The organism is Streptomyces sp. Ag109_O5-10 (assembly GCF_900105755.1).
In the GTDB taxonomy this organism is placed as follows: Bacteria; Actinomycetota; Actinomycetes; order Streptomycetales; family Streptomycetaceae; genus Streptomyces.
In genome coordinates this window covers 128,157-146,523 of the sequence record NZ_FNTQ01000001.1, presented here as the reverse complement: position 1 = coordinate 146,523, position 18,367 = coordinate 128,157, and the positions used below count along the sequence as shown (strand labels likewise).

At 68.5% G+C, this 18,367-nt stretch carries 21 protein-coding genes and 2 pseudogenes; 12 read left to right on the top strand and 11 right to left on the bottom strand.

Annotated features, from left to right (window positions below):
* Positions 1–44: 44 nt before the first annotated feature.
* Positions 45–935: an NmrA/HSCARG family protein gene (locus BLW82_RS00780; RefSeq protein WP_093496978.1), complete on the bottom strand. Its 891-nt coding sequence runs from the start codon at positions 933–935 to the stop codon at positions 45–47.
* An 83-nt stretch (positions 936–1,018) separates the two neighbouring features.
* Positions 1,019–1,459 carry a MarR family winged helix-turn-helix transcriptional regulator gene (locus BLW82_RS00775; RefSeq protein WP_093496977.1) on the bottom strand — a complete coding sequence of 147 codons (441 nt, stop codon included), beginning with the start codon at positions 1,457–1,459 and terminating at the stop codon, positions 1,019–1,021.
* Positions 1,460–1,620: 161 nt separating this feature from the next.
* Here BLW82_RS00775 and BLW82_RS44980 point away from each other — a divergent pair, with 161 nt between their 5' ends.
* On the top strand, positions 1,621–1,983 hold the full coding sequence (locus BLW82_RS44980) for a hypothetical protein (RefSeq protein WP_256215570.1): 363 nt from the start codon (positions 1,621–1,623) through the stop codon (positions 1,981–1,983).
* Positions 1,984–2,383: 400 nt separating this feature from the next.
* Here BLW82_RS44980 and BLW82_RS00765 read toward each other — a convergent pair whose 3' ends face one another.
* The gene (locus BLW82_RS00765; RefSeq protein ID WP_177233252.1) at positions 2,384–2,875 is read right to left on the bottom strand and encodes a nucleotidyltransferase domain-containing protein; all 492 of its coding nucleotides are present in this window, start codon (positions 2,873–2,875) and stop codon (positions 2,384–2,386) included.
* Positions 2,876–3,346: 471 nt separating this feature from the next.
* On the opposite strand from BLW82_RS00765, the gene BLW82_RS00760 reads away from it, so the two are divergent.
* Entirely contained in the window at positions 3,347–3,883 is a 537-nt protein-coding gene (locus tag BLW82_RS00760; RefSeq protein ID WP_093496975.1) for a hypothetical protein, read from the top strand.
* On the opposite strand, the gene BLW82_RS00755 is transcribed toward BLW82_RS00760, so the two are convergent.
* From BLW82_RS00755 to BLW82_RS44150, 5 genes and pseudogenes are all read right to left on the bottom strand, one after another.
* A complete protein-coding gene (locus tag BLW82_RS00755; RefSeq protein ID WP_093496974.1) occupies positions 3,840–4,631 on the bottom strand; it encodes an IS5 family transposase in 792 nt (263 codons plus the stop codon). The genes BLW82_RS00760 and BLW82_RS00755 overlap by 44 nt on opposite strands.
* A gap of 165 nt (positions 4,632–4,796) precedes the next feature.
* Positions 4,797–5,288, bottom strand: a complete 492-nt coding sequence (locus BLW82_RS44975) for a transposase (protein ID WP_256215569.1) — start codon at positions 5,286–5,288, stop codon at positions 4,797–4,799.
* 91 nt (positions 5,289–5,379) lie between these two features.
* A pseudogene (locus tag BLW82_RS44970) lies at positions 5,380–5,502 on the bottom strand (hypothetical protein); the annotation flags it as partial.
* A gap of 253 nt (positions 5,503–5,755) precedes the next feature.
* A complete protein-coding gene (locus BLW82_RS44965; RefSeq protein ID WP_256215567.1) occupies positions 5,756–6,013 on the bottom strand; it encodes a hypothetical protein in 258 nt (85 codons plus the stop codon).
* Positions 6,014–6,478: 465 nt separating this feature from the next.
* Positions 6,479–6,649 (bottom strand): hypothetical protein, encoded by a 171-nt coding sequence (locus tag BLW82_RS44150; protein ID WP_177232788.1) that lies wholly within the window; start codon positions 6,647–6,649, stop codon positions 6,479–6,481.
* 122 nt (positions 6,650–6,771) lie between these two features.
* Here BLW82_RS44150 and BLW82_RS00740 point away from each other — a divergent pair, with 122 nt between their 5' ends.
* The 3 genes and pseudogenes from BLW82_RS00740 to BLW82_RS00730 all read left to right on the top strand — a co-directional run bounded on the left by BLW82_RS00740 (position 6,772) and on the right by BLW82_RS00730 (position 8,107).
* On the top strand, positions 6,772–7,230 hold the full coding sequence (locus tag BLW82_RS00740) for a hypothetical protein (protein ID WP_143063623.1): 459 nt from the start codon (positions 6,772–6,774) through the stop codon (positions 7,228–7,230).
* A 221-nt stretch (positions 7,231–7,451) separates the two neighbouring features.
* A pseudogene (locus BLW82_RS00735) lies at positions 7,452–7,601 on the top strand (ATP-binding protein); the annotation flags it as partial.
* Between the two features lie 293 nt (positions 7,602–7,894).
* Entirely contained in the window at positions 7,895–8,107 is a 213-nt protein-coding gene (locus BLW82_RS00730) for a hypothetical protein (protein WP_093496971.1), read from the top strand.
* A gap of 395 nt (positions 8,108–8,502) precedes the next feature.
* Here the strand turns inward: BLW82_RS00730 and BLW82_RS00720 are convergent, their stop codons facing one another.
* Positions 8,503–8,694 (bottom strand): hypothetical protein, encoded by a 192-nt coding sequence (locus BLW82_RS00720; RefSeq protein WP_093496969.1) that lies wholly within the window; start codon positions 8,692–8,694, stop codon positions 8,503–8,505.
* Positions 8,695–8,930: 236 nt separating this feature from the next.
* Here BLW82_RS00720 and BLW82_RS00715 point away from each other — a divergent pair, with 236 nt between their 5' ends.
* The gene (locus tag BLW82_RS00715; protein WP_093507767.1) at positions 8,931–9,464 is read left to right on the top strand and encodes a GNAT family N-acetyltransferase; all 534 of its coding nucleotides are present in this window, start codon (positions 8,931–8,933) and stop codon (positions 9,462–9,464) included.
* Positions 9,465–9,707: 243 nt separating this feature from the next.
* On the opposite strand, the gene BLW82_RS00710 is transcribed toward BLW82_RS00715, so the two are convergent.
* Positions 9,708–10,067, bottom strand: a complete 360-nt coding sequence (locus BLW82_RS00710) for a nuclear transport factor 2 family protein (protein ID WP_093496968.1) — start codon at positions 10,065–10,067, stop codon at positions 9,708–9,710.
* A 25-nt stretch (positions 10,068–10,092) separates the two neighbouring features.
* Complete coding sequence (locus BLW82_RS00705) at positions 10,093–10,878, bottom strand: SDR family oxidoreductase (RefSeq protein ID WP_093496967.1); 786 nt, start codon at positions 10,876–10,878, stop codon at positions 10,093–10,095.
* A 99-nt stretch (positions 10,879–10,977) separates the two neighbouring features.
* Here BLW82_RS00705 and BLW82_RS00700 point away from each other — a divergent pair, with 99 nt between their 5' ends.
* The 6 genes from BLW82_RS00700 to BLW82_RS00675 all read left to right on the top strand — a co-directional run bounded on the left by BLW82_RS00700 (position 10,978) and on the right by BLW82_RS00675 (position 18,248).
* Positions 10,978–11,496 carry a winged helix-turn-helix transcriptional regulator gene (locus tag BLW82_RS00700; protein WP_177232787.1) on the top strand — a complete coding sequence of 173 codons (519 nt, stop codon included), beginning with the start codon at positions 10,978–10,980 and terminating at the stop codon, positions 11,494–11,496.
* A gap of 730 nt (positions 11,497–12,226) precedes the next feature.
* Positions 12,227–13,240, top strand: coding sequence for a LacI family DNA-binding transcriptional regulator (locus BLW82_RS00695; RefSeq protein WP_093496966.1), 1,014 nt, complete (start codon positions 12,227–12,229; stop codon positions 13,238–13,240).
* A gap of 135 nt (positions 13,241–13,375) precedes the next feature.
* Positions 13,376–14,623, top strand: coding sequence for a sugar ABC transporter substrate-binding protein (locus BLW82_RS00690; protein ID WP_093496965.1), 1,248 nt, complete (start codon positions 13,376–13,378; stop codon positions 14,621–14,623).
* Positions 14,624–14,633: 10 nt separating this feature from the next.
* Positions 14,634–15,617: a carbohydrate ABC transporter permease gene (locus tag BLW82_RS00685; RefSeq protein WP_093507765.1), complete on the top strand. Its 984-nt coding sequence runs from the start codon at positions 14,634–14,636 to the stop codon at positions 15,615–15,617.
* Positions 15,614–16,438, top strand: coding sequence for a carbohydrate ABC transporter permease (locus tag BLW82_RS00680; protein ID WP_093496964.1), 825 nt, complete (start codon positions 15,614–15,616; stop codon positions 16,436–16,438). Before BLW82_RS00685 ends, BLW82_RS00680 begins: the two co-directional genes overlap by 4 nt.
* 73 nt (positions 16,439–16,511) lie before the next feature.
* Positions 16,512–18,248: an amylo-alpha-1,6-glucosidase gene (locus BLW82_RS00675; protein ID WP_093496963.1), complete on the top strand. Its 1,737-nt coding sequence runs from the start codon at positions 16,512–16,514 to the stop codon at positions 18,246–18,248.
* The last annotated feature ends 119 nt before the right edge of the window (positions 18,249–18,367 follow it).

Here is an 18,367-nt window from a genome sequence, read left to right as displayed (position 1 = left end):
GAGACCGCGGGCACGATCGCGGGACGTTCATCGCGGCCGGAGGCTCAGGAACCAGCCACGTTTGTGGGCGCGGTCCAGCCGGTAGCTCGGATCCACTCGACCAGGTCCAGGGTGGCCGGCTCGATCGAGCGCACCACCGCGAGGTCCGAAGGGTATTCCGCCGCATCCGCGAACTGGCGGAACATGGCCTTGTCGAGGTCGTTGGGAAGCACGCTCAACGGGAGGGCCTCGTACCGTGCCGGGAGCCCGGCGCGCGCGCCGAACGCCGCAGCGATCTGGGGGCCCGTCAGCTCGTCGCCGACGAGGTCGACGGCTCCGCCGGGCGCCTGCGCGGTGTCGAGCAGGAGCGCGGCGGCGACCCGGCCGATGTCCCTGACCGAGATCATCTTCAGGGCGACGTCCTCCGGCAGCGGCAGCCTCAGCACGATCTCCCCATGCTCCAGGCTCGGTGCCATCACGCTCGCGAAATTCTCCATGAAGGCGGTCGCGCGAATCATCGCGGCCCTCAGGCCGGACTTCCTCAGGTGCTCTTCGATCCAGTGCTTCGAGTCGTGGTGCGGCACACCCGACTCCCGGTCCGCTCCGAAGACCGAGTTGAACACGACGTGCGGGACGTCCGCCTCGACCGCCGCGTCTACGAGCGCGGTACCGATACGGATCTCCGCCTCGACCTCTTCGAGGCTGTTCGCCTCCGGGGTCATGAAGTAGAACCCCTCGACCGTCGCCAGCGCGGCGGCCAGCGACGCCGGGTCGTCGGTCCGGATGGCCGCCAGTTCGACGCCGCGGGCGGCCAGCGCCTGAGCCCGGTCGGACTGCGGGTTGCGGACCAAAGCCCGCACCCGCGCCTTGTGGTCCAGCAGCGCGTCGACCACCGCCCCGCCCTGTCGCCCCGTCGCGCCTAAGACTGCGATCGTGCCGGTCGTCTGTGTGCTCATCGCTGCCACCCTTCACTAGTTCATGGCATGAACGAAATTAGTTCACGACATGAACTACGTCAAGGTGCGGATGTAGCGGGACCTCACGGTGTGTTGGCTCGGTTCGAGGTGGGCGAAGAGAGGTCAGAGGTGTCCACGATGGCGGTGGCCACGCGCTCGAAGTCGCGCTGGTCGTCGGCGTCGAGGTTTCTCGCGATCTCGGGCAGGCGCCTTGCGACCTCGGCGTAAACGGCCTCGGCGAGCACCTTCCCCGTGGGCGTCGCACTGAGCATGACGACCCGTCGGTCCTGCGCCGAGCTTGCCCGGCCGACCAACTCGCGTCGCGCGGTGCGATCGACCAGCTGGCTCAATGCGTTCTTGGTCATACCCAACGACGCGGCGAGGTCAGCCATCTGCCGCGGCTCGTCCCTGACTGCGCAGAGCAGCGTGGCCTGCGAGGGGGTCAGGTCGAACTCGGCGCAGATCTGCGCGTACTTGCGTTGAATCACAACCGAGAGCCAGAAGAGCTTGTCGCCATAGTCCACGCCGGCCTCCCCTCTCCGATGACGAACGATCAGCCTACTCGTCGCGGGCCGGCGGGCCACGCCACTCACCAGGAGATGCACACCCTGCGAGACCGGCCTGGCACTCCTACAACCGGTCCCTTGACGGCCGACGGGCCCAGCGCAAGAAGGCCGCGCATGCCATGGTCCACGACCTGCTCGCTCAGGGCTACGCGCGCAGGGCTACCGCCCGGCACCTGGGCTGGAGCCTCAACACCGTGCTGCGCTACGCACGCGCCGCGAACTGGCAGGACACCCTCCGAGAGAACCGACCCCGCCCCAGCCGACTGGACCCCTACAAGCCCCACCTGGAGCGGCGGTTCACCGCAGGCTGTACGAACGTCGCCCGCCTGCACCGCGAACTGATCGCCGAGAACGCTCCCGTCACCTACCAGATGGTCCGCGCCTACGTCGCAACCCTGCGCGCAGCACCGCCGCAGGCGCCGCCGCCTCCGTCGACCGTGCGGTGGGTCACCGGCTGGCTCACTCGCCACCCGCGACCCTGAGCGAAGACGAGCGAACCGCGCTGAAGGACGTACCGGCCCGCTGCCCCGAATTGAATGCCGCCGCCGACCACGTCCGCAACTTCGGCGAGATCCTCCGCTGCGCCTCGGCTCCACACTCCCCGCTCGGATCGACGCCGTCGACGCCAGTCAGCTCCCCGGTCTCACAGGGTTCGCCCTCCACCTGCCCCGAGACCTTGACGCCGTGACCGTCGGCCACACCCTTCACTGGAGCTCCGGCGGTACGGAAGGCGCCGCGAACCGCATCAACAAGATCACGAGGCAGCTCTACGGACGCGCCGGATTCGAACCCCTCCGCAAGATGATCCTGCTTCAGCGGCCCTCCGTTGTCGCCCGCCAAGGTCTCAGAGCAATGCCTGTTTTGCCCCCGCTTCGACGTGGATCAGAAGTGCGTGGCGACCCCGAAGACGCGGCGGAGTTGTGCCATGTCCTGGCGATCGCGTTCCGTTGGTTCGTAGCCCTGGTGGAAGTAGACCTGCTGCTCGGCGGACAAGCACGGGACGGGCGTTCCCTGGATGGTTCCCGTCACGAAGCAGGACGAGGGATAGGTGAAGGGACATTGCGGGTCAGGTGACGCCTGCGCTGCTGAACCGTCATCACTGAAGACCAATGGGTGAAGGTCGATCTCCCGGCCGTCCGAACTCTTCATGACGAATCGGATGGGCCTCCAGTTCAGGCTCTCCACGAAACCTGCCGCTGCGAGGGCCGTCAGCACGGCGGCTTCCTGGTCTTGCCGGTGCATCAAGTCCAGGTCGCGATGGTCTCGGGTCTGCTCGCCGATCAGAGCGTCGATTCCCCATCCGCCACCGACCCAGACATCAACCTCCGTCCGATGTAACAGTGCTAGGACGGTCAACACGTCATCAGCTGTCATCACCGGACGCAGGCTAGGAGCGTCAGCGCCAGGCAGCGAACGATTTCTCTCGGAAGAAGCACGGCATGTCCCGCACGAGGGAGTCCCGCTATGTCCGCGCATCAGGGGCCTTCCGCCCATGGCTGAGACTCGGCAAGTTACTCTCCGTGACTGTTTCCCAAGATCTGTGCCAGAGCCCAAAACTCGCGAACATCTCGCGGTGGAGTGATCGCCAACTGCCACCGGAACTCAAGCGCAAGCGCTGCCACCAAACGGGTTCAGGGGCTCGCAGGCAGCGTCGGTGTTGGGCGACGGTCCGTTCTGCGGCCTCGCTCAGGTTGTGCCAAAGGTGCCACCGGTCGGCGACCTGGTAGGCCTGAGAAGCTGTTGTCTTTCCGGGCTTGAGGACTGCGTTTTGGCTGGTCGGGCGTAGGGTCGGCGGTCCCGTGGGAGTAGTGGCCTGTCGTGTTGTCGCTGCCCGGGAGGTCGCGGATGCCGTCAGTTGTTGGACTGCTGGAAGAGCAGGAGCTCGCTGCTCGCCGACGTGTCGACGGGCTGCGGGAGGAGGCCGACCGCATCCAGGCCGAGCTGGCCGCGGCCGAGCAGGAATGGCGGGAGTGGGCGATCGCCCGCAGGCGGGTCGATACGGTGCTGGCTCCGGACGACGGCAACGCCGCTGCGTCGGAGGCCGCTTCGGATCCGCGGGGTGCGGACGCGTCATCGGCGCGCGGGGATGCGGTGAAGCCGAAGTCGCAGGTGCCCATGTGGCGTGAGGGGCTGGCCTGGTCGGTGCTGTCGGCGGACTGCCAGCGCATCCTCACGGCGGTCGCAGACCGCGTGCGGCTTCATCAAGGGCCTTTGACCTGCCAGGAGATGGCCGCGGGCTTCGGCATGGACGTGGTGCCGGCGCGGGTGGAGGCACTGCGGTCGAAGGCGAAACGCCTGGTCGCCCGGGGCTGGCTGGCCGAGCCCGCGCCGGGTCGGTTCACCCTCGTGCAGGGTGTGGCCGGGCCAGCCGACGGGTCATGAGCAGGATCATCGACCAGTAGACCATCGCCTCGGTGCTGGTGGTGCGGCGTTCGAAGTCGCGGACCAGGCGGCGGGTGCGCATCAGGTGGGCGATGAGCCGTTCGACGATCCACCGCCTGGGCAGCACCACGAAGCCGCGCATGTCGTCGCTGCGCTTCACGATCGACAGCACCACGGCGAGCGTGGTCAGGCAGTACTCGACAAGGCTGCCGGTGTAGCCGCCGTCCGCCCAGACCAGGGCGAGGCGGTGGTGTGCGTCGGCGACCTGTTCGAGCAGCACTCGGGCGGCGATGCGGTCGCCGGTGTCCGCGGCGGTGACCATCACGCCCAGCAGCAGGCCGAGTGTGTCGACCACGACGTGCCGCTTGCGGCCGTTGATGAGCTTGCCGCCGTCGAAACCGCGGCTGTCCGAGCCGACGACGGCGTCCGCTTTCACGGACTGCGAGTCGATCACGCCGGCCGTCGGCTCCGCGTCCCGCCCCTGCCTCTCGCGGATCCTCGAGCGCAGCCGGTCGTGGAACTCCCGGACCAGGGCGTGGTCGCGCCATCGGCGGAAGAATGCGTAGACCGGGTCCCAGGGCGGGAAGTCGGCAGGCATGGCCCGCCACTTGATCCCGTTGTCGACCAGGTAGCGGATCGCGTCCAGTATCGCCCGGTGGCAGTACGTCTCCGGCCGGCCGCCCCGGCCGCGCAGCCAGGCCGGCACCGGCAGCAGCGGCCGGACCACGGCCCACTCCGCGTCCGTCATGTCCGAGGGATACCGCCGAACACGTTCCCGGTGATCAGCCGCGTTCCCGAACCGGTGAGCGACACAATCACACGTCGGTGCAGTCGAGTTGAACTCCGTCGGCGCGAGCGCGTACAACTGCGGCAACAGGGTCTCCTGGATCTCGGTTGGCTTCGCAACCCCGAGCTACCAAGAGGCCCTGCCTTCATGCCCGCAGCCAGTGACGATCACCCGATCGAGACTCCTGTTCGACGCACAACCCTCAAGATCGGAACGACAACAGCTACTGAGGGGCGCGCCGGAGGAGGCGCCTTCGGCGAAGAACGGCGCACGGTCGCGGCAGACGACCTCCATGCCCGGCCGTTCGGCGAGCCAGGCAGCCAGGCTGAACGCCTCCCGGTCCGGCAGCAGCTCGACGGGGTGGCGAGTCTCGACGTCGACGAGGACGGTGCCGTAATGGCGGCCCTTGCGGGTGGCGTACTCGTCCACGCCGACCACCCGCGGCGCGGGGGCATCGGGTTCGGGGAGCGCGTCGACCAGCCGGAGCACCGTGCTGCGGCTGACGGACACCCCGAGAACGCGGGCGATGCGGGCCCCGGCCCGGCCCGCGAGGGCCAGGCCGACCGCGGCCAGGGTGGCGCGCAACCGCTCGGTCCGCTGACCGTGCCGACGTGTCAAGCCGGGTACTTGCTCGTGCGCGGCTCGAGTTCCCGCAGGTGAACCGACGGGCCCTCAGCTGGAGTACAACGCTTCGGCCACCGCTCGGCACATCAGCGGGAAACCGCAGGTAGGAACCATGAATTCGACCCGACCAAACTCCGCAGACCGGACACAGGGCACTGTTCGCGATGTATTGCGCGTCAAGGCGCAGTGTCTCGGTGTTCACGTCCATCGACAGCACCGCGACGTCCGCGATCGACGCGAACAACAATTCCTTCAGCCAGCGCGCGACCTCGTCCACGGCCCGAACTGTCGGCCCGACTGCTCTGCCCACGGACCATTTTCGGGCGACTTTGCGCACGACTGAGGTGGTCCGGATGTTACTCAGAGTGGCCACGTCACAGAACCTGAGCCAGAACCACCAAACGTGAACGAAGCCACAAACCCCGGATGTCGTCCACGCTGCGGATTGCGGCTGTGGTTCCTTACCAGTCAGCGGTGGCGGTCGGTTGCACCTCGCAGTGATCGAGCTGGTCCAGCGACGCTCCCGCACTCGCGAAGGCGACGCGGAGACTCGTCGTGCCCTTCGCGGGTACCGACACCTGATGGGTGCCGTCCATGAAGGTGAAGCCGTTTCGGTCCTTGAAGCTGATCTTCGTGGTGAAGACGACTTCGCGGGCGTTCGGATTCCTGACCTTGATGGTGGCGTACGGGTCGTCCGCCCTCGCGCACCGCACGAGCACCGCGGTGCCGTCCTTGAGTGGCCTAGCGGGCGCAGAGGACGACGCGGAGGGAGTGGAACGTCGGGTGGGGTGCGAACGGTAGGAGCTGCTGGGTGTGCTGTCGTGCGCATCACCCTCGTGCGAACTGCTATCTCCGGAGGCGGGCGTCGAACCGTCGTGATCCTGACGGGAACTGCTGCACCCGCCCCCATCGCTGTCGTGATGACTGCGGCTGCCGTGCCCTGGCCCCGACGAGAATCCGGTCAGGGCCAGGACGACCACGACCGATACCGCTGTGAATTTGAGCCGACTCCCCCGTGTGTACATGCAATCATCATATCCGCGGGCGCCGCCCCGGAGCGCGGCAGCCCGGCGGCAGGCGCTGCTGGCGGCCGCGCCAACGGAACCGGCGTACAGCGGGACGGAGTGGCTTCGCTGCCAACGGGTGCGGTGATCGCAGGGTAGGGATGGTTCCTAGGCCTTGCGTCAGTCACCGCGGCCTGTCGACCTGATCAGCGCTATCAGGACGAGGAGGCATGTGGTGAGGGTGATGACCTGCTCGGCGCTCCAGCCCTGCTGGATGGTGAGAGTGAGTGCGGGGGCGGTCATGTAAGGCCACGAACGGCGGTGCGACTGCGGGGAGTTGGGCTGTGACATGACGGGCTCTCCAGGGGGACGGGTGCTTTGCTGGAGACCCACGGTCATTCATGGTGGCGTTGTTCCCTCGAATCGAACGTGGTTGTCGCAGGTGAACACTCGTATACCGGGGATCCCGGGGGTTGTCTCCGGACAAGCGTGAGACGGAGGAATGGATGGGCCGGCCGCCAGGGACGCTGAAAGGCCGGACGGAAGAGGCCGACGAGAAACTGGCACACGCCCGCCGCGCGGAGGAACGCGCACGGCAGCTGCGGCCAGCGGCGGAGAAGCAGGTCGCCGCCGAGCGTGCCGCGCTGATGCGCCTCGACCGCGACACCGCCGCAGACACCCTTGCGCCGCCCATTCCGCCGGATCCGACGATCGACAGCCTGCACCTGCCACCCCTGCACCACATCCGCGATCTCCTCGACGCTGCGCAGGAACAGCTGGACGCCCAGGACGACGAACTGGACGACCTCGGCGAGCAGTTGGCGCCGAGCCGGGCAAGAACGGTTACGACGAATCCGTGGTCACCCAGTCGTCCGAGGATGGGGTCGACCCGGCAGGCCACCAGACGTCGGATGTCCCGCCCCGCGCGCTGAGCAATCCAAGAAAGCCTCTGACCCGTCATGACGGGCCGGCCACGCCCAAAGAGATCGGACCGGCGGCACCACTCAATCACGCCATGGACGGCCGGCGCGCCGCGTCCATCGAGCTGGTGGCACGCCTGAACGCAGTGAACAGCGTGGACGCGCTGTCGTTGTCGCAGTCCCAACTGCTGCGCCCTACCGGCGTGCAACCGATCGATGATCTCAGCGCCGCTCTTGATGAACTCGGCTATATGGAGCTAGACCGCAGGGGCGCTGAGCTGCTGTTCCAGGTTCTGACCGAGCGGGAGGAGAAGAACAGCTTCGCGATCGCCTCGAACGAATCCTTCGGCGGTTGGACGAAGACGTTCACCGACCCGCGGCTGTGACCGCTCTGGGCCTTCCCCCGATAGGTGTCGCGTTCGCCGGCTGCAAGACGGAGCTCAAGGTGAAGGCGCCCGCAGGCGAAGCCGAGGACGAATGACCTTGACGCAGTCCGAGGGCCGGCCACCATGACGGCGCTGGGGAAGGCGCTCACATAGGAGTCTCCCGGCTGCCGCACCCCCATGCTGCCCCACCTCGCTTCAGACCACCGCCCAGGGTGATCTGGCCACCCACCTACACTCTTACGAGATGGCAGCCTCCAGCGCTTTGCTCTCCGTGGAAGTTGACGCTGTTCATGGATCTCCCTCGCAAGATCATCACCGGCATCTTCATCGGCGTCTCAACAATCTGGTTCGCCAACCAGGCGATCACCGGTCACGGTGTCCTGCAGATCTTCTCCGTCATCGTGCTCATACTTGCCGCGGCAACCGCCGGCCTGAACCTTCATGACCGCCTGCGCCCTCGGCCCAAGAAGCGGAGGGCACGCGAACAGGACAACCTTCCCTGACGATGCCGGGCTGACACATCCGCACGCAGCGAGCTGTTCACAGGCGCTCGGAGCGTTGCTACTTCTCATCGATAATTCCGGGCACGTTGATCGCCAAGTGCTGTCCAAAACCATCGACAAACGTTGCCCACTCCCACCTACGAAACCACTGCCGCGTGCTGGGCGATGAACTCGGCCCGTTCATCCCAGATGCCGCCACGCGGATCACCGGACAGTTGACACCCGTCGAGGGGCTTCGGCCCGCGGCACAGCCGCTGTTCCCGCGCCTTCACGAGGACGCGCAGCCAGCCTGACCTCCGGTGCTGCATGAACCTGGTCGCCTCCTCTCGGTCTTTGTGCAGCTTCAGGAGGGGGCGCCCAGGGCCCTGGGAAGTTCCGAGATCAGCAGCGTTTTCCTACTTGTCGGCGGCTTCGCTGTTAAGGGCCGCGAGGTAGCCGGCCCAGCCGTCCTGAGCGAGCGCCGCCCACCGGGCCGCGGTGTTGCGGTGGACGCCGAGGAGGTCGCTGATGATGATCGGGGGCAGTTCACCGGCCATGCCGAACGGAGTCGTGCTGCCGGCGGCGATGGTGGGCAGGACGTGCCTCATGAGGTGTCCCGACAGCGCCTCTGGGCTGCCTACCCGGCCGGCGGGCCGGCCGGGTAGGGGAGTCTGGGATGTTCGCGACCGCGCCGGCCGCGTGGCACGTCGTCTGCCGGGGTCGAACCGGTGACTCTCCCGTGACGGTCTGCGGGGCCGGCGGCTTGGTGCATCGCCTGCCGGAGCGGCAGCACGGCCTGGTGCCGATTACAGATGAGAGCGTTGCCTCGGGCAGGATGAGCGCCATGACCGAGATCCGTACTCCCCGCCTCCTCCTCCGACGCTGGCATGACGACGACCTGGCGCCCATGGCGGACATCAACGCGGACCCGCGGGTCATGCGCTGGATCGACGACGGCTCGGTGCGTGACCTGGACCACACGGCAGAAGCCATCCAGCAGTGGGAGGAGGAGTGGGACGAGGAAGGATTTGGCCTTTTTGCCGTCGAGCTACTGGCTTCGGGTGAGCTCGCCGGCTTCGCGGGGCTGTTCGTGCCCGACTTCCTGCCGGAGGTACTGCCCGCCGTGGCGCTCGGCTGGCGGCTCGGCTCACAGTTCTGGGGTCAGGGCTATGCATCCGAGGCCGCCCACGCCGTGCTGGAATTCGCGCTCCAGGACCGCGGCCTCGACCGCGTCATCAGCATCAACCGAGCGGGTGACGACGGCTCCGAGAACGTCATCCGCAAGCTCGGCATGGTGCCGGAGCGAGAGACGGCGCACCCGGAGTACGGCTATCCCCTGCACGTTCACACCATCGATCTCACCGAATTCCAGGCGTGAATCGGCCGAGCCGTCGATCACCACCAGACCGCCGACCACTGCTCACACGTACCCGAGCGCGTTGATTGCCACACCGTGGGTGCCCGGAGGACGGATGTTGCTTCGACGCCGTTGATCTGTGCCTCACGGAACTGCGGCCAGAGCCCTGAATCTCCTCTGGCTGGGTGGGCACGAAGGCCGGGACGGGGGTCCGGGGTGATGGGGTCTCTCTCGTGGGCGGGAACAGGTGGTGTGGGAGCGGGTTCAGGGTTCGATGGCGAGGTGCTCGATGAGGCCGTCCCGGAGTGTGAACCGGTAGTGCAGATCGATGGTGCCGCCGGGGAAGTCGCCTTCGAGGTGGTGTGTGGCGACGTAGTGGGCCGTGTCGGTCTGCTGGGCGTCGGTGAGGTGGATGGTGTAGGTGAATTCGGTGGCGGATCGGTCCAGCCACCGTTCGATCGCGGCGCTTCCCTGGTAGGTGTTGCCGTCGTCGATCACCGTGGCGTCGTCGGTGAACGTCGTGACCGCGGTGGCGGTGTCGTGGACGCGGTGCGCTGTGAGGTAGCGGGTGATCACCTCGGGCAGGTCGTCCGGGGCGATGGTTCGGGGCTGGTTGTCGTGCATGACGCTCCTGATGGTGGTGGCGGGTTCAGACGGTGGGGGTGGTGCCGCCGTCGATGACGTGTTCGGCGCCGACGATGGCCGAGGCGCGGTCGGAGACGAGGAAGGCGACGAGTTCGGCGACCTCCTCGGGCCGGTTGGGACGGCCGAGCGGGATGCCTCCCAGGGAGTCCATGAGCCGTCCCAGTGCCGCTTCCTGGCTGATGCCGGCCTCGTGGGCGATCCGGGTGACGAGGTTGTCGGCGGCCGAGGTCTGGACGAAGCCGGGCGAGACGGTGTTGACGCGGACGCCGTGCGGGGCGACCTGGTTGGCCAGGCCCTTGCTGTAGGTGGTCAGGGCGGCCTTGGCGGCGGCGTAGGCCAGGGTGCCGTTCCACAGCGGCATGCGGCGCTGGATCGAGGTGACGTGCACGACAGCGCCCTTGCCCGCGGCGATCATGTTCGGGAGGAGTGCGCGGTCCAGGCGGACGGCGGCCAGCAGGTTCGTGTTCAGCTCCCTTGCCCAGTCCTCCTCGCCGAGCGCGGCGAACCCTCCTGCCGGTGCCTCGGAGCCGCCGAGGGTGTTGACCAGGATGTCTACGCCTCCCGTGCGGGCGTCCACCTCCGAGGCGACGTGGGCGGCGCCCTGGGCGGTGGACAGGTCGGCGGTGATGAACGTCTTCTCCTCGACGTCGTCGGGGCGGCTGCGGGCGGTGACCAGCACGGTCGCGCCGGCCTCGGCGAGCCGTCGGGCGATGGCGGCTCCGGTGCCCTTGGTGCCGCCGGTGACCAGAGCGCGTCGGCCTTCGAGGGATTCGCTGATGGATGTGGTCACGTTGTACTCCGTTCCCGGGCGCGGGTATGCAAGGCGCCGCTCCCGTCCCTACTGCTAAAATAGAAGCTAGTGACTTCGACTTTAGCAGTAACTGAGAGGATGGTCGCCGTGGCGAGCCGGATCAGGCTGGAGGACCGGGAGTGCCCGCTGTCCACGACGGTGGAACACGTCGGCGAGTGGTGGACGCTGCTGATCCTCCACGACGCCTTCGACGGCTACACCCGTTTCGACCAGTTCCAGGAGAGTCTGGGCATCTCCTCCAGCATGCTCACCACGCGGCTGAAGACGCTGGTCGCGGACGGTCTGCTGGAGCGCCGGCCCTACCAGACCAGCCCCGTCAGGCACGAGTACGTCCTGACCGAGCTCGGGCGCTCGCTGCGCCCTGTGATCGTCGCCCTTGCCGCGTGGGGCAACTCCCGTCTCACCCCGACGGAGCGCAGCATGATCCTCGTCGACGCGCACAGCGGCGAGGAGGTCGAGCCCGTCGTCGTCGACGCCAGAACCGGCCGCCGACTCGATGACAGCGCCGCCTACGTCTTCACCGCGGGCCCCGCAGCCAGCGACGCGATGCGCAGCCGCTACGCGGCACGGCCGGCCGTTCCCGCGCCGGAGGCGTAAGCAGGCCCGGGGGAGCCTCGTACAGCCTTGGGCAGGGCCGCGAGCACGGGTGCACCTGACCGGTCTCGCGGTGCCGGCGTGTCGCCGGGCGTGACACCTGCCGGCCCTCCCCGGTCGTTGAGATCTGGATCTGGTGAGGCGAGGAGCGACACCGGTCGTCTCCGACAATCCCCATCACGGTAGGGGACCCGGGGTGAGTGTCTTGTCCGGGTCGGTCGGGGTGGTGGGGTTCGGCGGCGGGGTGTGTGCGGCGAGTTACGAGATGCGGTTGGTTGGGGTCATGGCGCGGCCGTCGCGCGAGCGTCGCCTGTTCGTGCTTTCGGTTGTGTGATGGAGCGCCCGCGGAGTGTGGTTTCCGCTTTGTGGGTCTGGTGGGTGTGGGTGTGCCGGCGTCGTCGCAAGTCGTTGGTGTGTCGAGGACGGTGCGGAGCGGGTCGCCGGTGAGTGGAGGGGGCACTTCATCGAACCGGTTCGCAGGAAGCTAGCAGCGGGGAAAGCTCGCGGCAACACGCCTGGAGCCGGCGACGGCCACGGACAATCCGGATTACGGCGCTGTTTCGAGCAGTTTCGGCGCAGGCATTGACAGCCCTCCGGGTCGTTCCTATCTTCGCTTCACCGAACCGGTTCGACGACCGGTGCTCGACGAGTTTCACCGCGCAATACCCCCTCTCAATCAACCTCTGCGGCCGGACGTTCCGGAGCAGTGAATCGGTTCGAGTAAGGAGTCGCCGTGAACATCGGTGAGATCGCCCGGCGAGCCGGTGTCTCGCGCTCCACCGTCTCCTACGCGCTGAGCGGCAAGCGTCCCGTGTCGGACGGTACGCGCCGGCGGATCCAGGAAGTCATCGACGAACTGGGTTACCGTCCGAACGCCAGCGCACGGGCCCTGGCGAACGGCCGGACCAGCACGATCGGCCTGGTGTTTCCGCCGGCCGGGAACCACTACACGAGCATGCAGCTGGACTTCATCGGCAGTGTGGTGGAGGCGGCCGCGGTCTACGACTACGACGTGCTGCTGTCCCCGAGCGGCGCGGACAGTGACCGCTCTTTCCAGCGCCTGCTGGGGGAGCGGCGCGTCGACGGCGCGATCCTGATGGAGATCAGGCTGGAGGACGACCGGATCGATCACCTGGCCGCCCTGGACCTTCCCTCCATCGCCATCGGCCGCACCGCTCATCCGGAGGGCGGCTGGTGGGTCGGCCTTGACCACACCGCACTGGCGGCGGCCTGCGTCCATCACCTCGCGGACCTCGGTCACCGCCGGATCGCCCTGGTCAACCGGCCCGAGCAGCTGCTGCGGGCCGGGTACGAGTCCGCGCACCGGGGTCTGGACGGCTTCACCAAGGCCGCCGCCGAGCGCGGGCTGACCGTACGCACCTACTGCTGCGGGGACGATGCCGCCTCCGGCCAGGCCTGTCTTGAGCAGATCCTGCGCGACGATCCCGCCACCACCGCCCTGGTCACCCTGAACGAGGCCGCGCTGGGCGGTCTGTACCGGGGCCTGGCCCAGGCCGGCCGCCATGTGCCGCGCGACTTCTCCGTCACCGGGGTCGTGGCCTGCCGCTGGGCGGAGACGGTGACCCCGCAGCTCACCGCCGCCGACGTACCGGCCGAGGAGATGGGGCGGCGCGCCGTCGAGCTGCTGGTGGAACGGCTCGACCACCCCGACGCGCCGCCCCGCCACCACCTCCTCACACCCCCGATCTCCCTGCGGGCCAGCACCGGACCCGTCACGGCCGCCTGACCGCACTGCCCGGGTAACCCCGGAGAACCTCGCACCGTCGCCGATCGCCCACCGGCGCCGTTCGGCGTGCCCTTTTGCACCTCCCACCACCCCGTGCCCAGGCACCCGCCTGCCCAGAACAAAGGACCTCCCGCCATGAACAGCTCCTCCAGACACCGCCGTCTGACCGCCGCCGCCCTCACCGCGATGGCCGTCACCCTCACGGCCACCGCCTGCTCCTCCGGCTCCGGCAGCACCGACACCAAGGGCGCCGGCAGCGGCACGTACACCGTCTGGGACCCCTATCCGCAGTTCGACAAGACGTCGGCCTGGGCGAAGCTGCTGGACGGTTGCGGCACCAAAGCCGGGGTGAAGGTCAAGCGGACCGCGTTCGACACCAGCGACCTGGGCAACAAGACGCTGCTGGCGGCACAGCAGGGCAACTCGCCGGACGTCCTCATCGTCGACAACCCCGTGGTGTCGACGCTGGCCGAGGCAGGGGTGCTCACCACCACTGGCGACAACAAACTGGACACCTCGAAGGTCGACCCCAACCTCCTCGCCGCCGGACAGTCCGGCGGCAAGACCTATGGCACACCCATCGGCGCGAACACCCTCGCCCTGTACTACAACAAGAAGGTCCTGAAGGCGGCAGGCGTGGACATCGCCTCGGTCAAGGACTGGGCCTCACTGACGGCGGCGCTGGCGAAGGTCAAGGAGGCCGGCAAGAAGGGCATCACCTTCTCGGCGATCGGCACCGAGGAGGGCAGCTTCCAGTTCCTGCCCTGGTTCTGGGGTGCCGGCGCCAAGCTGACCCGACTCGACTCCCCTCAGGCCGTCTCCGCTCTCTCCCTCTGGAAGAACTGGCTGGACAAGGGCTACGCGCCCAACTCCGTGCTCAACAACACCCAGACCACCAGCTGGCAGGAGTTCGCCGGCGGCGACTACGCGTTCAGCGAGAACGGCACCTGGCAGCTCGCAGGCGCCGACAAGGCCGGCTTCGACTACGGCGTCCTGCCCGTCCCGGCCGCCGCAGGAGGCAACGCCGCGGCTCCTACAGGCGGCGAGTTCGTCACCATCCCCGTCCAGCAGGACACCGGCCGCTACGCCACCGCGCAAAAGCTCGTGTCCTGCCTGAGCGACAGTCACAACCTGCTCGACACCGACACGACCCTGTCCTACGTGGCCCCCACCAGCGAGGTCCAGGACAAACAGGTCGCGGCGAATCCCGAACTCAAGCCGTGGGTGGACGCGGTCAAGGCCGCCAAGGGCCGCACCAGCGACGACCTGGGCACCACGTACCCCAAGATCTCAGAGCAGATGTGGAAGGCGGTCCAGTCGGCCCTCAGCGGCTCCAAGTCGCCCAAGGACGCGCTGACGTCGGCCCAGTCCGCGGCCAAGTGACGTGAGTTCCATGAAGCAGACGAGCCGTCCGCCGCACCACCGGCCCGCGGGAGTCCGGAACGGGGCGGCCACCGCAGCCCCGCCCCCGGCCCGCACCAGGAAACGCCGCCGGCCCACCTCCACCCAGGGGGCCGCGTGGGCCTTCCTCGCCCCGGTCACCCTCTACCTCGTCCTCTTCTACGCCTATCCGCTCTACCGCAACCTCGACCTGAGCCTGCGCAACTACACCGTCCGTTCCTTCGTCCAGGGCGACGCCCCCTTCACCGGCCTCGCCAACTACCGCACCGTCTTCGACAACCCGACCTTCGCCCCGGCCCTGCTGCACACCGCCCTCTTCACCGCCGTCTGCCTGGCCTTCCAGTACGCCATCGGGCTGGCCCTCGCGGTCTTCTTCCAGCAGCACTTCCCGCTGTCCGCCACCCTGCGCGCCCTGTTCCTCGTACCGTGGCTGCTGCCGCTGATCGTCTCGGCCTCCACCTGGTCGTGGATGCTCAACACCGACTCCGGCATCGTCAACGCCGCCCTGCACACCATCGGCATCGACCCCGTGAACTGGCTGACCTCACCGTCCTGGTCACTGACCTCCGTGATCATCGCGAACATCTGGATCGGCGTCCCGTTCAACCTGGTCGTGCTCTACAGCGGCCTGCAGTCCGTCCCGCCCGGCCTGTACGAGGCCGCCGCCCTGGACGGGGCGGGAGCCTGGCGCCGGTTCTGGAGCATCACCTTCCCGCTGCTGCGCCCGGTCTCCGCCATAACCCTGCTCCTGGGACTGGTCTACACGCTCAAGGTCTTCGACATCATCTGGATCATGACCAAGGGCGGTCCGGCCGACTCCTCGACCACCTTCGCCACCTGGTCCTACCAGCTCGGCTTCGGCAACCTCCTGCCGGCCTTCGGCCCGGGCGCGGCCGTCGGCAACCTGCTCGTCGTCACCGCGCTGGTCTTCGGCCTGGTCTACGTCCGGGTGCAGAGAAAGCAGGCCCTGTCGTGAGCCGAAGCCGCAGCCGTACGTGGGGCAAGACCACGATCGGCGTCGTGCTGACCGCGGTCATGCTCTTCCCGGTCTACTGGATGCTCAACGTGTCCCTGACCCGCGACCAGGACATGCGCAAGAGCCCCCCGGACCTGCTGCCGCTGCACGGCACCCTGGCCGGCTACCGCACCGTCCTCGACGACCAGTTGCCCTACCTCGGCACCAGCCTCGTCATCGGTCTCGGCACCGTCCTGCTGACCGTCGTCCTGGCTGCCCCCGCCGGCTACGCGCTCGCCAAACTGCGCCCGCGCGGCGGCGGCATCCTCAGCTTCGTCCTGCTGGCCGCGCAGATGATCCCCGGCATCATCATGGCGATGGGCTTCTACGCCGTCTACCTCCAACTCGGGCTGCTGCAGTCGGTGCCCGGCCTGATCGTCGCCGACTCCACCCTGGCCGTCCCCTTCGCCGTTCTGATCTTCACGGCGTTCATGTCGGGCATCCCCGGCGAACTCCTGCAGGCCGCGCAGATGGACGGAGCCGGCACCCTGCGCACCTTCTGGTCCGTCGTCCTGCCCACCAGCCGCAACGCCGTCGTCACGGTGTCGCTGTTCGCCTTCCTGTGGTCCTGGTCGGACTTCGTCTTCGCCAGCACCCTGGTCAACGGCGGCGCCCACGAGCCGATCACCCTCGGCATCTACCACTACATCGGCAACAACAACCAGCAGTGGAACGCCATCATGGCCACCGCCGTCGTGGCCTCGCTGCCCGCCACGGTGATCCTCGTCCTCGCCCAGCGTTACGTCGCCGCCGGCGTGACCGCCGGCGCCGTGAAGGACTGACCACCGCACAAGAGGCGGTCACCACCCGCCGCCCACCGCCGGTCACCCCTGCTGAAGAAACGAGTCACGCCACATGACCGCCGCCCGATCCGGCCCGGCCTTCTCCGTCCATGACATCCCGTTCAGCACGCGCGGATCCTGGTTCGGCATCTCTCCCGTGCTCGCGGAGAGGACCAGGGCCGAAGACCTTCACCTCGTCTCGCACCAGAACGGCATGCACGCCGTCTTGAGCCTTGTGCCGCTCGACCCCGCGACGGGCGAGCGGGCCAAGACCCGCGTCGAGGCGGCCCCGGGCCTGCTGACCTGGACCGGCGCGGCCGGGCGCGTGGATCTCGCCTTCGAGTCGCCGGACACCGTACGACTGCGCGGCGCGGGTCTGCCGCTGCGGATCTCGGCGGCGGCCCGGACGCTCACCCCGTTCAGCGGTACGTACTTCTACCGCGAACCGGCCGCCGACGCGTACGTGTTCACCTCGTACGAGACCGGCCGCCGCTACCGGGTCACCGTGCTGTCGGGTTCCGCCGCCGCGGTGTCCGGCAGTCAGATGCTCGGCAGCGGCGAACGAGGCGTCAGTGTCACCGCGGGCACGGGCGCCAGCTGGGAGGCAGCCGTCGAGGAACTGGACAGCGCACGTCTGCCCTACACGTCCTCGCAGACGTTCGACGCCGTCGTGGCGGCCGCGGAGCACGCCTTCGCCGCGTTCGTCGACGCGGTGGCCCCCTGGCGCTCGCAGGCCACGCCGGCCGCCTCACTCGCCGCGTATGTCATATGGTCGGCGACGGTCCGTCCGGCGGGGCTGGTCACCCGGCCGGCGGTGCTGATGTCCAAGCACTGGATGGACAAGGTGTGGAGCTGGGACCACTGCTTCAACGCCCTCGCCCTGGCCCCCGGAGCACCCGCTCTCGCGTGGGACCAGTTCTGCCTGCCCTTCGACCACCAGGACGAGACCGGGGCCCTTCCCGACTCGGTGACCCACTCCGAGGTCCTCCACAACTTCGTCAAGCCGCCCATTCACGGCTGGACCCTGTCCCACCTGCGCAGCCGGCTCCCCGAGCCGATCGGCCGTAGCGAACTCGCGAAAATCTACGGCCGGTTGGCGCGGTGGACGGACTTCTGGCTGACCGCCCGCCGCGCACCGGGCGCCGCCCTGCCCCACTACCAGCACGGCAACGACAGCGGCTGGGACAACGCCACCACCTTCGACCCCGAGCGCGTGGTCGTCACCGCCGACCTGGCCGCCTTCCTCATCCTCCAGCTCCACGAACTCGCCCGGCTGGCCGCAGAACTGGACCTGCCCGACCAGGCTCGGCGCTGGGCCCGTACCGCCGCCGCGACCCAGGCCGCGATGCTCGACGAACTGTGGACGCCAGAGCGGTTCGTGACCCGCGGCGTCGACAGCGCCGCGACCTGGGGCAGCTCCAGCCTGCTGGACCTCATGCCCATCGCGCTGGGCGAGCACCTGCCCGAGCACATCCGGAAAACCCTGGCCGACCGGATCGAAACCCACCTGACTCCGTACGGACTGGCCACCGAACATCCCACCTCGCCCCACTACCGTGCCGACGGCTACTGGCGCGGCCCGATCTGGGCCCCCGCCACCGTCCTCATCGAGGACGGCCTGCGCCGCGCCGGCCACCACCGCCTCGCCGACGAGATCAGCGCCCGCTTCCGCGCCCTGTGCGAAACGCACGGCTTCGCCGAGAACTTCGACGCCCTCGCCGGAACAGGCCTGCGCGACCGCGCCTACACCTGGACCGCGAGCAGCTACCTCCTGCTCGCCGAGGCACACGCACGCCGAGACAGCCGCTGACCGGCCGTCTCCCAAAGCCCCGGGGATGTTCCCACCCCGGCCGTCCTCCCTGCTCCACCAGCCGCTTCAGCTTCCCCCACGTCCCCTCGACCTTCGCCGACACCGCCGGCAGCCCGATC

What these genes read in the sequence shown, in the direction of transcription:
- BLW82_RS00690 (WP_093496965.1), top strand. Translation starts at nt 13,376, where the DNA reads ATGAACAGCTCCTCCAGACACCGCCGTCTGACCGCCGCCGCCCTCACC.
- BLW82_RS00755 (WP_093496974.1), bottom strand. Translation starts at nt 4,631, where the DNA reads ATGACGGACGCGGAGTGGGCCGTGGTCCGGCCGCTGCTGCCGGTGCCG.
- BLW82_RS00765 (WP_177233252.1), bottom strand. Translation starts at nt 2,875, where the DNA reads ATGACAGCTGATGACGTGTTGACCGTCCTAGCACTGTTACATCGGACG.
- BLW82_RS00780 (WP_093496978.1), bottom strand. Translation starts at nt 935, where the DNA reads ATGAGCACACAGACGACCGGCACGATCGCAGTCTTAGGCGCGACGGGG.
- BLW82_RS00685 (WP_093507765.1), top strand. Translation starts at nt 14,634, where the DNA reads ATGAAGCAGACGAGCCGTCCGCCGCACCACCGGCCCGCGGGAGTCCGG.
- BLW82_RS44980 (WP_256215570.1), top strand. Translation starts at nt 1,621, where the DNA reads ATGGTCCACGACCTGCTCGCTCAGGGCTACGCGCGCAGGGCTACCGCC.
- BLW82_RS44150 (WP_177232788.1), bottom strand. Translation starts at nt 6,649, where the DNA reads ATGTCACAGCCCAACTCCCCGCAGTCGCACCGCCGTTCGTGGCCTTAC.
- BLW82_RS00710 (WP_093496968.1), bottom strand. Translation starts at nt 10,067, where the DNA reads ATGCACGACAACCAGCCCCGAACCATCGCCCCGGACGACCTGCCCGAG.
- BLW82_RS00760 (WP_093496975.1), top strand. Translation starts at nt 3,347, where the DNA reads ATGCCGTCAGTTGTTGGACTGCTGGAAGAGCAGGAGCTCGCTGCTCGC.
- BLW82_RS00675 (WP_093496963.1), top strand. Translation starts at nt 16,512, where the DNA reads ATGACCGCCGCCCGATCCGGCCCGGCCTTCTCCGTCCATGACATCCCG.
- BLW82_RS00700 (WP_177232787.1), top strand. Translation starts at nt 10,978, where the DNA reads ATGGTCGCCGTGGCGAGCCGGATCAGGCTGGAGGACCGGGAGTGCCCG.
- BLW82_RS00730 (WP_093496971.1), top strand. Translation starts at nt 7,895, where the DNA reads ATGGATCTCCCTCGCAAGATCATCACCGGCATCTTCATCGGCGTCTCA.
- BLW82_RS00720 (WP_093496969.1), bottom strand. Translation starts at nt 8,694, where the DNA reads ATGAGGCACGTCCTGCCCACCATCGCCGCCGGCAGCACGACTCCGTTC.
- BLW82_RS00715 (WP_093507767.1), top strand. Translation starts at nt 8,931, where the DNA reads ATGACCGAGATCCGTACTCCCCGCCTCCTCCTCCGACGCTGGCATGAC.